At 42.0% G+C, this 12,547-nt stretch carries 12 protein-coding genes and 1 pseudogene; 7 read left to right on the top strand and 6 right to left on the bottom strand.

The annotated features are described in order from the left end of the window. Positions 1-125: 125 nt before the first annotated feature. Both ACI2IW_RS12135 and ACI2IW_RS12130 read left to right on the top strand, forming a co-directional pair. A complete protein-coding gene (locus tag ACI2IW_RS12135) occupies positions 126-989 on the top strand; it encodes an SDR family NAD(P)-dependent oxidoreductase (protein ID WP_404693801.1) in 864 nt (287 codons plus the stop codon). A 298-nt stretch (positions 990-1,287) separates the two neighbouring features. Continuing rightward, a complete protein-coding gene (locus ACI2IW_RS12130) occupies positions 1,288-2,337 on the top strand; it encodes a zinc-binding alcohol dehydrogenase family protein (RefSeq protein WP_404693825.1) in 1,050 nt (349 codons plus the stop codon). A 132-nt stretch (positions 2,338-2,469) separates the two neighbouring features. Here the strand turns inward: ACI2IW_RS12130 and ACI2IW_RS12125 are convergent, their stop codons facing one another. Then, positions 2,470-2,943 (bottom strand): winged helix-turn-helix transcriptional regulator, encoded by a 474-nt coding sequence (locus ACI2IW_RS12125; protein ID WP_404693800.1) that lies wholly within the window; start codon positions 2,941-2,943, stop codon positions 2,470-2,472. Positions 2,944-3,045: 102 nt separating this feature from the next. On the opposite strand from ACI2IW_RS12125, the gene ACI2IW_RS12120 reads away from it, so the two are divergent. After that, positions 3,046-3,774, top strand: a complete 729-nt coding sequence (locus ACI2IW_RS12120) for an SDR family oxidoreductase (RefSeq protein ID WP_404693799.1) — start codon at positions 3,046-3,048, stop codon at positions 3,772-3,774. 64 nt (positions 3,775-3,838) lie between these two features. Next, positions 3,839-4,426 (top strand): 2-hydroxychromene-2-carboxylate isomerase, encoded by a 588-nt coding sequence (locus ACI2IW_RS12115; protein ID WP_101204561.1) that lies wholly within the window; start codon positions 3,839-3,841, stop codon positions 4,424-4,426. Positions 4,427-4,597: 171 nt separating this feature from the next. On the opposite strand, the gene ACI2IW_RS12110 is transcribed toward ACI2IW_RS12115, so the two are convergent. Beyond that, on the bottom strand, positions 4,598-5,344 hold the full coding sequence (locus ACI2IW_RS12110; RefSeq protein ID WP_101204562.1) for a carbon-nitrogen hydrolase family protein: 747 nt from the start codon (positions 5,342-5,344) through the stop codon (positions 4,598-4,600). Between the two features lie 122 nt (positions 5,345-5,466). After that, on the bottom strand, positions 5,467-6,357 hold the full coding sequence (locus ACI2IW_RS12105) for a LysR family transcriptional regulator (protein WP_101204563.1): 891 nt from the start codon (positions 6,355-6,357) through the stop codon (positions 5,467-5,469). Positions 6,358-6,488: 131 nt separating this feature from the next. Between ACI2IW_RS12105 and ACI2IW_RS12100 the strand changes: the two genes are divergently transcribed. Together ACI2IW_RS12100 and dddP are read left to right on the top strand one after the other, a co-directional pair. After that, on the top strand, positions 6,489-7,358 hold the full coding sequence (locus tag ACI2IW_RS12100; protein ID WP_228153121.1) for a DMT family transporter: 870 nt from the start codon (positions 6,489-6,491) through the stop codon (positions 7,356-7,358). Between the two features lie 198 nt (positions 7,359-7,556). Continuing rightward, positions 7,557-8,906 (top strand): dimethylsulfonioproprionate lyase DddP, encoded by a 1,350-nt coding sequence (gene dddP, locus ACI2IW_RS12095; RefSeq protein WP_102078382.1) that lies wholly within the window; start codon positions 7,557-7,559, stop codon positions 8,904-8,906. An 88-nt stretch (positions 8,907-8,994) separates the two neighbouring features. Here the strand turns inward: dddP and ACI2IW_RS12090 are convergent, their stop codons facing one another. Then, the gene (locus ACI2IW_RS12090) at positions 8,995-9,609 is read right to left on the bottom strand and encodes a GNAT family N-acetyltransferase (protein ID WP_201606646.1); all 615 of its coding nucleotides are present in this window, start codon (positions 9,607-9,609) and stop codon (positions 8,995-8,997) included. 134 nt (positions 9,610-9,743) lie between these two features. After that, the gene (locus ACI2IW_RS12085; protein WP_404693798.1) at positions 9,744-10,619 is read right to left on the bottom strand and encodes an MBL fold metallo-hydrolase; all 876 of its coding nucleotides are present in this window, start codon (positions 10,617-10,619) and stop codon (positions 9,744-9,746) included. 147 nt (positions 10,620-10,766) lie between these two features. Here ACI2IW_RS12085 and ACI2IW_RS12080 point away from each other — a divergent pair, with 147 nt between their 5' ends. Next, on the top strand, positions 10,767-11,660 hold the full coding sequence (locus tag ACI2IW_RS12080; protein WP_404693797.1) for a LysR family transcriptional regulator: 894 nt from the start codon (positions 10,767-10,769) through the stop codon (positions 11,658-11,660). Positions 11,661-11,840: 180 nt separating this feature from the next. Here ACI2IW_RS12080 and nfsB read toward each other — a convergent pair. Further along, positions 11,841-12,440: pseudogene (gene nfsB / locus ACI2IW_RS12075) on the bottom strand (oxygen-insensitive NAD(P)H nitroreductase); the annotation flags it as partial. Between the last annotated feature and the right edge of the window lie 107 nt (positions 12,441-12,547).

The following is a 12,547-nucleotide window of genomic DNA, read 5'->3' as shown; positions in this document are numbered from 1 at the left end:
AAGTGTTTTAGGTGATGGCTACTGTTTGACCCACAACACTTTCATTACAATGGGCGCTATCACGATGGATAAAATAGAACAGGTATCCAAAACTGAAACAATAATTCAAACAATAAGGGCGATTTATGACTCTGAATACCACTAAAACAATTTTAATCACTGGCAGCACAGATGGCATTGGCAAATTGGCAGCGTTAAAACTGGCAGAAGCTGGGCACCAAGTGTATTTACATGGCCGCGATGCTGACAAACTTGCTAGCGTCATTGCAGAAGTTCAAGCAGTCGCGACAGGCGCAGCAGTAGATAATATTGATGGGTTTGTGGCTGATTTTTCTGATTTAACGGATGTGCTAAAGATGGCAGCAGACGTCAATGAAAAACTGCCAAAGCTTGATGTACTCATAAATAACGCAGGGATTTATACTACGGCATCAGCATTGACTAAAGACGGTTTGGATGTACGTTTCGTAGTCAATTATCTAGCGCCTTATGAGCTGACCAATGCTTTATTACCTTTGCTCAAGCAGTCTGATAAAGCACGTATCGTGAACTTAAGCTCAGCTGCGCAAGCGTCAATATCTTATCAAGCACTTGCAGGCCAGACCCGCCTCGATGATAAGGATGCTTATGCCCAAAGTAAGCTAGCACTCACGATGTGGAGTATGGCATTAGCTGACACCGTCGCTAGCAACGATATCAATGTCATCGCCGTCAACCCAGGTTCGCTACTGAACACAAAAATGGCTAACGAAGCGTATGGTCAGCACTGGTCATCAGCAGGCAAGGGCGCAAATATCCTAACGGAGTTGGCCATCTCGGATGAGTTCGCTGACGATACTGGTACATACTTTGATAACGACATCAAAGATGGCGTACATGGCGATGCAAGAGGGATGTTTGGTCGACCACATGCTGATGCTTTAAACCAAGCAGCCATTGCAGAGCTTGAGCAGCAGACTCAGACAGTATTGCAGTCAATTTTTGCATAAGATGCATAAGATTTATATTTTGCGGCATCAATAAATTTCGAACAATTAAACCATTACTAGGGCGTATCTTCATTTCAAAAATGGTGATAAAAATGAGGTAAATTGCCGTCAAACGAGGAAAATAGTGCAGATAATATCGGGATATTAACCAGCGATTTGACGCTGTTTGGCAAGGTTTAGCCATTTTTAACCCATTTAGATGACTATTGATTGAATTGAGGACACGCCCTAACTATATTTTCAAATTTTATTTTTAAAAACTTTCTTATTAAAAACAGGACACAATATTATGCAAACTATCAAAGCCATTGGTTATCAAAACAATCTACCTATCGATAATGAACAATCGCTACAAGACATCACCCTTGATAAGCCAATTGCTTCAGGCCGCGATATTCTCGTAGAAGTAAAAGCCATATCAGTCAATCCAGTAGATTACAAAATCCGTGAAGGGCGTCCTGCCGCAGAGGGTGAGTATGCTGTTATTGGTTGGGATGCTGCTGGCACTGTGACGGCTGTCGGTGAAGACGTCAGTTTATTCTCAGTAGGCGACAACGTCTATTATGCTGGAGATTTGACCCGTTCAGGCAGCAATGCTGAATATCAGTTGGTCGATGAGCGTATCGTTGGACACATGCCAGCCTCTTTGTCTTTCGCTGAGGCAGCGGCATTACCACTCACGACGATTACAGCTTGGGAGATGTTATTTGACCGTTTACAAGTGCCTGTCTCTGATAGCGCAGCGAATGACAGCGGTAGTAGCGAGAATGCTAATAACGTCTCAGTATTGGTCATTGGCGCAGCGGGCGGTGTTGGATCTATCTTAACTCAGTTATTAAAAACAAGAACGTCTGCCACGATTATCGGTACGGCTTCGAGAGATGAGAGCGTGCAGTGGCTCAAAGACTTGGGTGCTGATCATGTTATCAATCACCGCAACCCATTGTCTGAGGAACTACAAAAAACGGGTATTGCTGAAGTAGACTACGTGGTGAGTCTCAATAATACTGAGGATCATTATGAAGAAATCATTAAATGCTTAAAGCCGCAAGGTAAGCTTGGACTGATTGATGATCCAAAATCATTAGATGCCAACCCTCTTAAAACCAAGAGCTTAAGCCTGCATTGGGAATTTATGTTTGCACGCTCAATGTTCAATACGCCAGACATGATTGAACAGCATCATTTATTAAATGCGGTGGCAAAATTGATTGATGCAGGCGAGATCAAAACCACAGTTGCTCACAATCTTGGGGCTATCACCGCTGAACATCTACGTAGTGCGCACCAAATGCTAGAAAAACAGCAAGCGCATGGCAAGATTGTATTAGAAGGCTGGTCTGCATAACGCCATTTAGATTAATAGTTAACGAGGGTTCGGAACACTTTAGGCTGAAGTACAGTACAACCGTAAAAGGTCAAGTCTTTTAAATAAAGTGTTCTGATATCTAGCTCCAGTGATTCATAAACCGCTACTATATTAAATAATCACTTCATCATTACCGATCCATTTGGGTCCTATCTCAACCTCAACCTCACGTGCAGTAACGGCCTCAGCGCACTCGGAGCATACTGTCACAGGATGCATAATGTGACCACATGCCTTGTGTCTATGCAACAGCGGTGCCCCGCGTTCATCAGCCATGTATTTATCACCCCAACTGACCAATGCCAGTACGACAGAGTGCAAATCTAATCCACACTCTGTCAGTCTATATTCCTCACGTAGCGGCCGCTGCTGATAGGCGACTTTTTTTAAAATATCGTATTCAACCAGCTTGCGAAGACGGTTAGATAGGACATGGCGTGTAATGCCCAAGCGTTGCTCAAATACGTCGAATCGTCTGACTCCCAAAAAACAATCGCGTAAAATCATGAGCGTCCAACGATCACCAATGACTGCTAAAGTGCGAGCCACCGAGCAAGACTGTTGGTCCAGTTCATCCCAGCGCATAGGTTATCTCCTTTATCTTTAAGCTATAGGTTAGCTTGACAGGGTCCAAAAATAAAGCTATGTTTTTGTTAGTTCTAAAAAGGAACCTATAAGGAAATAGATATGAACAGAGCACCCGTAGCAGTTGTAATCGGCGCAGGCGATGCCACTGGCAGCGCTGTTGCCAGACGTTTTGCGCGAGAAGGTTTTACTTTGTGCGTGACCAGAAGGACTGTTGAGAAGCTAGAAACATTAGTCAGTGATATCGAAGCGGCTGGAGGAGTAGTCAAGCCATTTGGTTGTGATGCGCGTATCGAGCAAGAGATGGTTGAGCTGTTTGCTCATATTGAAAAAGACATTGGGCCGATTGAAGTCGTGGTGTTTAACATCGGTGCAAACGTGCATTTCTCCATCTTAGATACGACAGAGAGGGTCTATCGTAAAGTGTGGGAGATGGGTGCTTTGGCTGGATTTTTGACAGGTAGAGAAGCGGCAAAAGTCATGATTCCACGTGAGAGGGGGACAATTATTTTTACGGGTGCAACAGCGTCTTTACGCGGTAGTAAAGGTTTTTCAGCTTTTGCTAGTGCTAAGTTTGCTCTGCGGGCACTGGCACAAAGCCTGGCGCGCGAGTTGGGACCTAAAGGCATACATGTCGCACACCCTATCATTGACGGTGCTATTGATACTGATTTTATTCGTGACAACTTTCCTGAGCGCTATGAGCTAAAAGACCAAGATGGTATTTTAAATCCAGAACATATCGCTGAGCAGTATTGGCAGTTGCACTGTCAGCCAAGAGATAGCTGGACGCATGAGCTGGATTTACGCCCATGGATGGAAAATTTTTAATCTTATCTGGTTAATAACCGTCAAAATTTTAATGAATTTTTAATATATTGCAAGGAATGCAAAGATGAGTAAACAAGTAGAGTTTTTCTTTGATGTGGGTAGCCCAGCCAGTTACTTGGCATGGACACAGTTAGCGAGTATCGCGCAGCGTCACAATGCCGAAATTGTTTGGCGACCTATGTTACTTGGCGCAGTGTTTCAAGCCGTTGGTAACACCTCACCAGCTGCCGTACCTGCTAAAGGCGCTTATATGCTCAAAGACCTTAAGCGTTTTTCAGCCATCTATGACGTACCTTTTCGCTTCAATCCATTTTTCCCAGTCAATACGATGCAGCTTATGCGCGGTGTTACCGCTTATTTGGGGACACCTAAATTTGAGAGTTATTTATCCGCTATCTTCAATGCGCTATGGGCTGAAAAGTTAAATATGGAATCACCAGAAGTTGTGGCTGAAGTTCTGTCGAAAGTAGGCATTGAGGCGACTGATTTTATGGCGCGTATTAGTGAGCCTGAGGTCAAGGCGCGTTTAAAATCTAGTACCGAAGAAGCAGTAGCACGAGGCATATTTGGGGCACCAAGTTTCTTCGTAAATGATGAAATGTACTTTGGTCAAGACCGGTTGAGCTTTGTTGAAGATGCTTTGAGAGACTGAGAATAGTAAGTCATAGGATATATAGGCTGCGCTGTACTAGCTCAACGATAGTCCATTGGCTCTCAAGCCACCAGACGTCAGCCGCGATAAGTAACCGTGATTTTTCTTCACTGTGGTTTCTCCAGAAAATAACCTTGTTACTCAGTTTAATGATTAAGCTCTATGGTTACATTAAGACAAGTCTATATATTGATAGTTTTGCTTAGACTGCTCTAGTTCCTCTAAATCTATATCTACTGTTACTATATCTGGCGACGAACCAAGTTTTTTGATAATTCGTCCTGTAGGAGAGACGATTAGGCTCTCTCCTACAAACTGACCGCCATGACCGACGCCGACACCATTGCAGGTAATCACAAAACATTGGTTCTCTATAGCCCGAGCTTGAGTCAATACATAGTGGTTATTTGCATAGGGAGACATATTGCCGTTTGGCATAAATATGATCTGTGCGCCTTTTTTTGCCAGTGCTCTTGAGCCTTCTGGAAACTCTAGCTCAAAACAAATCTGAGCACCGCAAACCACATCATTAATGCTAACCACTGACAAGTCTTCTCCGCTCGTAAATACCCCAACATCATCAAGCCAAAGCTTTGACTTTCTGTGTTTATGAATGATTTTGCCGTTTTTTATAAAAGAACATGCGTTATAGAAAAGTTGATCCTGTTTGTCAATATGTCCAATAATGATGGTTGAATCTGTATTTTTGCTTGCTTCCAATATGCTGTGAAAGTGCTCTGTTGATTGATGATACAACGCTTCAATATTGTCTAGCGTCGGAAAGCCAGTCAAAGCAAGTTCTGGAAAAATCATAAAGCCATCGCAGGCTTGATTGTCATGGATTGATTTTAATATCGCAGCAGCATTTACTGATACTTGATAATCGGTAATATCCATTTGATTGAGGATTATTTGCATAGGTCTTGCTCTTTACCGTAGGGGGTTGATACTTTCACAGTGCTTATTGGTCGCAATTATAGGTAATATTCGTTAATGACGGTCTTTAGAAACACTTATTTAAAATGCTATTTAAAACACTTTTAAAGACATTGTGACTCTAACCAACGACTCAATTTAATGATGTCTGGTTGATTTGACTTTAAGTCATTATAAAAGAAATAGAAACTGTCGCCAGTGAGTAATTCATGCATTGGGATTTTGACAAGATTTTGCTGATGTGTTTGTTCTAGCATCATATAGTTGTCGGTAAGCGTAATACCTAAGTTATAACGTGCAGCCTGTGCGGCAAGCAGTACATGGCTAAATTGATTAATCTTTACCTCGCTTGGCAGCTCAAACCCGCCTGCTTTACACCATTTTAGCCAATCATTAGCCGTACCTTCACTTTTGTCAGAATATTTTACGGACAGTATAGGGTGTTGCCATAACGCCTCAGGCAATGGCTGATCCTTTATTTCTGCCCAAAGCTTTTGGCCACAGACAGGAAATAGCTTCTCAGCGAATAAAAGCTTGCTGACTACATTGCGTTTCGGTAGATTGACGGTAATAAAGCAATCCGAACATTGCTCATTATAGTCGTCTTGGTCTGTCACCATATTTAAGGTCAGCTCAATCTCTGGGTGCTGTTCGCGGAAGTTTTCTAACCGAGGAATCAACCAATTGACAGCCACTGAACTATACAGTGCTAGGCGAATATGGCCAGGCTTATCATGGCGAATGGCCTGACTGGTATTGGATAGAGTAGTCAGCGATTGATTCACTTCTGTGAAATAGCGAGCACCTATATCTGTTAAAGAAAGGGTTCGGCCCTGCCTATAAAACAACGCTTCACCAAGATATTCTTCAAGCGTTCGAACCTGATGACTCACAGCACTTTGCGTTACGTTGAGGCTTTCTGCCGCTTTAGAAAAACTATTGAGCCTTGCTACAGATTCAAAGCATTGTATGGCACGTAATGGGGGGAGTTTCATTATGAGTTCAACTAATACTAAACGTTTTTATATCATTATACGTCATGAGTATACGCGAATATACTATTTATCCGACCATTAGATTAAATGGCTTAATTGAAAATTTTATGTATTTTGAGATAGGTATAAGCATGATAATGCCGAAGATGAGTGTTGGATTTGCAATGATACTGTTGGTTGCAGGAAACATGATTGCCGTCCTTTCAGATGCGCTGATAAAAGAATTGCCTGATGGCGCAGCCGTCTATCAGTTTGTGCTATTGCGTCAGCTAACAGCTGTCTTGATGCTGCTACCGTTTTGTTTATTCAACCAAAAAGCCAAGCTACTTAGTAACGTAAAATGGCATTTTGTACGTGGGCATATTTGGTTGTTTGGCGCGGTATTCATGGTGTTGTCTATCCAAGCGCTACCGCTAGCCACGGTCAATGCGATTTTTTATACTGCACCTTTACTGATGTTGCCGTTAGGGTTTCTGTTTTATAAAGACAGACTCACAGCACCAAGCATCATTGTGGCAATACTAGGCTTCATAGGTATTCTTGTCGTGGTAAAACCAACACAAATTAATATGGGTGCTATATTTGCGCTGATAGTGGCCTTAACCATGGCGACAAACAACCTACTAGTGCGTAAATTGCCTTCGAATCACACCGTTGCTCAGACCTTGTTTTTGACCAATTTAGTCGGAATACCGTTGGGGCTTGGTTTGGCTATTTGGGAAAATGCCCCTTTGAGTTGGTACGCGCTATGGATAGCAGCAGGCTCAAATTTGTTTATTTTGATCTATGCGGGTATCTGCGTACTGGTCTACCGAGCGGTTGAAGCACATAAAATATCTAGTGCAGAATATACCGGTCTGTTAGGAGCAGTGGTTATCGGCATCATATGGTTTGATGAAATACCTGATATCAGTCTTTTGATAGGTTCGGCTCTTATTGTCTTACCTTTAATTTGGCTCGCCACGCTTGAGTCTATTAAATATAAAAGAACAGCCTTATAGCGTTTTGAAACATAGAGAGCGGAGAAAGAAAGCGTCATAATATTAGCATGACTTTATGTCATGAATTCGTGTGTTTAAATCGTTTTTTCATACTCATTTTCTGTGGCAAATTACTATAGATACAACCATTCACGCAAGGCTCTAGTCTTCAATGGAGCCTGTGTTTGTTGGAGTTATTACTATGAGGTAGGCCAAATAATGAGCAATATAACCACATTCTCAGTCACATCTTCAAATCGAAAAATAGACCCTTCACGGCGTCGAGGTGGCACGTTCAAAGCTGATGGCTCTCTTAACGACAATGACCGTGTCGAGATAGGTCCAACAGATCTTGCATTCAATGAGTGGGCTGAGCTAGGGCTGACACCTCCTAACCTTACACGAATGCGCGAATACCGCCTCCAAAGAATCGTAAAAGAACTACAGAAAAGAGATCTTGGCGGCATCTTATTGTTTGATCCTCTTAATATTCGATATGCGACTGACTCCACAAATATGCAGGTATGGGTAACCCATAATCACTCTAGAGCCTGTTTTGTATCGGCATCAGGCCATCTTATTTTATGGGATTTTCACAATTGTGAGCACTTATCAGCACACCGTCCTTTGATCAAAGAAGTCAGAGGAGGCGCTTCTTTCTTCTACTTTGAAACCGGTGATAGAACTGACGAACATGACTCTAGGTTTGCTTCAGAAATTCAATCTATTTTACAGGAACATGCTGGAGACAATAAAAGATTGGCTATCGATAAAATGGAAATTGCTGGTTTCAATAAGATAAAACAATTAGGAATCGATGTTTTTGATGGTCAGGAAGTGATGGAGTTTGCTCGATCTATTAAGAACGAAGATGAAATTAATGCCATGCGATGTTCAATTGCCTCAACAGAGGTTGCGATGAAGTGCATGCAAGAAGCAATAGTACCCGGTATCACTGAGAATGACATATGGTCTATTCTTCATGCGGAAAATATTCGTCGAGGTGGTGAGTGGATAGAATGTCGAATTCTTTCTTCAGGGCCTAGAACCAATCCTTGGTTTCAAGAAAGCGGCCCTCGAATTGTGAAGGAGGGTGAGTTACTTGCATTCGATACAGATCTGATTGGCCCTTATGGAATGTGTGCAGACTTGTCTCGAACTTGGATGATTGGAGAGAGCTTGCCAAGTGCAGAGCAAAAGCATCTCTATCAGGTAGCTTATGAACATATCCAACACAACATGAATATATTGAAACCAGGAATGACATTTGAAGAGGTGACAAAATCTGGTTTATTGCTTCCTGAAGAATATAGAGCGCAAAGATATGGTGTGATGATGCATGGCGTTGGTCTTTGTGATGAATACCCGTCTATTCGTTACCCCGAAGACCTTGAATGCCATGGCTATAGTGGTGTGTTGGAGCCGGGCATGGCACTCTGCGTTGAAGCGTATGTAGGTCGAGTTGGTGGTAAAAGTGGTGTCAAACTTGAAGATCAAATCATTATTACAGACACTGGGTTTGAAAACCTTACTAATTATCCATTCGAAGCCGCTTTATTGGCTAATTAAAGATAGTTTATTGGTTGTATGAATATTGTCTCAGAGCTTTTGGATTATGCTTATTTGAATATCATTGATGGTCATCTATAAAAGCTTGTTAAGATAAAGATTTGACATAGGTATAGTGTATTATCTGCGGATTTAGGTGGTTAGGATACTGATCAACACGTTGATAGCCATTATTATCGTAGTACTGATAAGTACATAAAGTGTCTGTATGTAATGCATACGTGGTTACGCCCTGTGCCACGAGATAAGTCTCAAATGCCTGAATTAGCGTCGCTCCAATACGGTGGCGACGATAGTCAGGATCTACACAGAAGAACTGTAATTCGTTATCAAAATCGACTTTCTTTTGTTTCGCGCCAGCCGATTCTTTTTTCTGTAAATCACTTAATACCTGTCGACCTTGATCAGATAAACGCAGCTTGTTTTCTATCTGATCAATAATGGGCTTATCATCGAATGACAAAGCTTTATGTGGATCTTGTCTAGTGATCCCTATCACCACACCGCAAATAATGTCACCATATTCTGCAACTTGTATAAAAGTAGCATGATGACAGTCTTTAGCTAGAAATAGGGTAGCCAGTTGCTTTAGAACCTGCTTATCTGTTGCAGTAGTAAATACACTCAAATTCATATTGACGACAAAAAGGTCAACAATGGCTGCAAAGTCTTCAGGCGTAGCACGACGATACTGTATTGTCATCAGTTGTTCTCATTTATCATTAAAAGTACTGGCGTATGCTGATTGACCCAGCATACGCCAGTACTTTGCTACTAATATCTGGTTAGTGGGTTTAGTAAAGTATTAGTGTTTTTTACTTAATAGTTGTCCTGTATTTACCACTCTATCTCACCTGTATTGACTTGACTGCTCAACTCTAAATCACTTCCTCCGGGCAACGTGGGATAAGCTGCTTCCATAGTAGAAATCACTTTTTCTGACTGTTTAGAGTCTTGCTTTTTTGCCTCATCCAGTGCTTGCTCAAAGGTTTTTAGATAACTGAGAGTGAAATCAACAGCATAGTCTTTTTTGAGTAGGTTGCCCGAATAGTGACCTGGTATCACAAGGTTTGGCTCTAATTGCTTCATTTGTTCCAATGATTGCATCCACTCGCTACGAGCTTCTTTAGTTTGGGTATCAGCAGTCCACACATGCATACCTGATGTTACCGACACACCGCCGAAAACGGTTTTTGACTCTGGTACCCACATATATGCTTGATGGGTTCCCATCTCCTTGATTTCAATTTTGTGACCTTCTAGGGTCAGTGTAGACTGATCAAGTGTTTGCGGTACTGTGATCTTGGTAGGCGCATGTTTACCAAGGATTGGACCCCAATGCTTTAATTTTGCATCTTTAGTCGCCTCAATGTGTTCAATAATCGAAGGGCTAGACATAACCTTTACATTAGGGAAGGCTTTGACTAAAGGCTGAAGACCAAAATAGTAATCTGGATCGCCTGCCGTGATATAAATCATTTTTAGGTCTTTATTACTTTTTTTGATCATATCAACCAATGCTTCACCATCTTTAACACTAAACTGTGCATCGAACAAAATAGCATCTTTCTCGCCACTTGCCAGTACAGAAACCACTGGGAAAATAGCATTTTGATCAGGTTTATATGCTTGTAGTTGTAGATCGGCTGCGTTTGTTTGGGTTGCAAGCAGTAGCACACTGGCCGCCATAGAAGCTGTCATTAATTTTTTCATAATCTACCTGTATTTTCATTTGAGTAAATAGACCGCGTTAATGGCGGCATTCGTTGTTAGTAGCTATTCTATTCGATTGTATTTCGTTTAAATACGCTATAATTCGGTATTTACTGTTTCAGTTTTCGCGCAAATAAGGATGAAGAGATGGATAGGCTGACCGCGTTGCAAGTGTTTGTCACGATCGTTGAACAAGGTAGCTTGAGCCGTGCCGCGGACAATTTAGACATGTCTAGAGCTAAGGTAACGCGCTATCTGACAGAGCTTGAGAGCTGGATGGATATGCGCTTATTACATCGCACGACTCGAAGTCTAAGCCTCACTGCACCTGGTGAGCAGACCCTTGAGGTGGCGTATCAGTTACTTGAATTGACTGACTCGTTGGATCAGATACGCAATCAAAACACTTTGGAGCTAAAAGGACAGTTGAGAATCACGGCCAGCTTTTCGCTGATTGATAGCCTTTTGATGGATGTGGTTGGTCGCTTTGTATCTCACTGGCCGCAAACAGCGATTGATATTCTTACCACTGATGACTCGGTCAATTTAGTTGATGCCCGTATTGACTTGGCGATTCGTATCACCAATGACTTGGAGCCAAATGTCGTTGCCAGACGTATCGGTGAGTGCCACTCTATCGTATGCGCGGCACCTGAGTATTTACAACGGCGTGGCAGACCTACAGATGTACAGTCGCTTGTACATCACAACTGTCTATCGTTTGCGTATTTTGGACGGTCTGCATGGGTGTTTGACGGGCCAAATGGTTTAGAATCTGTTCCTATCTCTGGCAATATCAGCGCCAATATTTCTGAAGTCTTGCTCTCTGCCACGTTGCGTGGACATGGGATTAGTTTACAGCCATCTGGCGCAGTCAAATCTTTGATTGCCTCTGGCCAACTTATTGAGTTATTGCCTGAATGGAAACCTAAAACTTTGGGTGTTTATGTGGTTTATGCCAATCGAAAGCAGGTGACACCACTACAAAGAAAGTTTATTGATTTTCTTGCCGAAGAAATAAAGCGTTCACCTTATTGGTAGCAAGTAATGGATGGATCGGGATGTTTGTTTATACTATTTTAAACATAATAAAGTAGATCAATAAGAAATTTTATTAAAAAACGTCAGAAAATCTATAGTAGAAACTCAAACGGCCAATAGCAACGCTAAAATGATGATTACTGACCATCTGATAATGTCTAGACTTCGCTTAATGATTGCTTAAGCCTTGATAAAAATAGTCTCTTCACTTAAGCGTGATTTAGGTATTTTGGCATTAAAGTCTTCATCGCTGCGATAGCCAAACGATACCACTGCTACAGCAGAATATCCTTTGCTACGTAAGTCGAACTCCGTATCAAGCGCCTGTAAATCAACGCCTTCCATAGGAACAGTATCAATACCTAAGAGACCGCTGCCCAATAATACCGCGCCCATATTTAGATGTACCTGTTTGGCAAGCCAATGTGCCTCATCTTTGACATCGTAACGATGAATGTCTAAAAATAATTGGCGTGCTTGGTGCATCTGCGTTTTAAACTCTGGCTGCGCATAGCGACCATCTTGATCTTCTTTTTCTAACACCGCCTGCATATACTCATCGTCGGCATGGATACGAGTACAGAAAACCACCACATGTGAGGCATCTAAGACTTTAGGTGTATTAAAATGAAAGGCGCCTTGCGTGCTTTTGGCAATGCGTGCTTTGCCTGCATCATCATCTGCAATGACAAAGCTCCATGGTTGAATATTGGTACTTGATGGACTCATCTGTAGCATGTCTTTAATCTGCTCAAAATCTTCAGCAGATATCTTTTTATTGGCATCAAATACTGACCCCTGCCGTCAAATCCGTACAACTAAACTTGGGAGATTTTAATTACGCAGCCTGACGATAATAGTCAAACCACACCTGTCTTGGCGTTTTA

It is taken from the genome of Psychrobacter sp. NPDC078501 (assembly GCF_044900935.1).
Taxonomy (GTDB): Bacteria; Pseudomonadota; Gammaproteobacteria; order Pseudomonadales; family Moraxellaceae; genus Psychrobacter.
This window is presented reverse-complemented; position numbering and strand designations above follow the sequence as displayed.

Coding starts and splice junctions, on each gene's coding strand:
- ACI2IW_RS12135 (WP_404693801.1), top strand. CDS start 126: ATGACTCTGAATACCACTAAAACAATTTTAATCACTGGCAGCACAGAT.
- ACI2IW_RS12125 (WP_404693800.1), bottom strand. CDS start 2,943: ATGCGCTGGGATGAACTGGACCAACAGTCTTGCTCGGTGGCTCGCACT.
- ACI2IW_RS12120 (WP_404693799.1), top strand. CDS start 3,046: ATGAACAGAGCACCCGTAGCAGTTGTAATCGGCGCAGGCGATGCCACT.
- ACI2IW_RS12115 (WP_101204561.1), top strand. CDS start 3,839: ATGAGTAAACAAGTAGAGTTTTTCTTTGATGTGGGTAGCCCAGCCAGT.
- ACI2IW_RS12110 (WP_101204562.1), bottom strand. CDS start 5,344: ATGCAAATAATCCTCAATCAAATGGATATTACCGATTATCAAGTATCA.
- ACI2IW_RS12105 (WP_101204563.1), bottom strand. CDS start 6,357: ATGAAACTCCCCCCATTACGTGCCATACAATGCTTTGAATCTGTAGCA.
- ACI2IW_RS12100 (WP_228153121.1), top strand. CDS start 6,489: ATGATAATGCCGAAGATGAGTGTTGGATTTGCAATGATACTGTTGGTT.
- dddP (WP_102078382.1), top strand. CDS start 7,557: ATGAGCAATATAACCACATTCTCAGTCACATCTTCAAATCGAAAAATA.
- ACI2IW_RS12090 (WP_201606646.1), bottom strand. CDS start 9,609: ATGACAATACAGTATCGTCGTGCTACGCCTGAAGACTTTGCAGCCATT.
- ACI2IW_RS12085 (WP_404693798.1), bottom strand. CDS start 10,619: ATGAAAAAATTAATGACAGCTTCTATGGCGGCCAGTGTGCTACTGCTT.
- ACI2IW_RS12080 (WP_404693797.1), top strand. CDS start 10,767: ATGGATAGGCTGACCGCGTTGCAAGTGTTTGTCACGATCGTTGAACAA.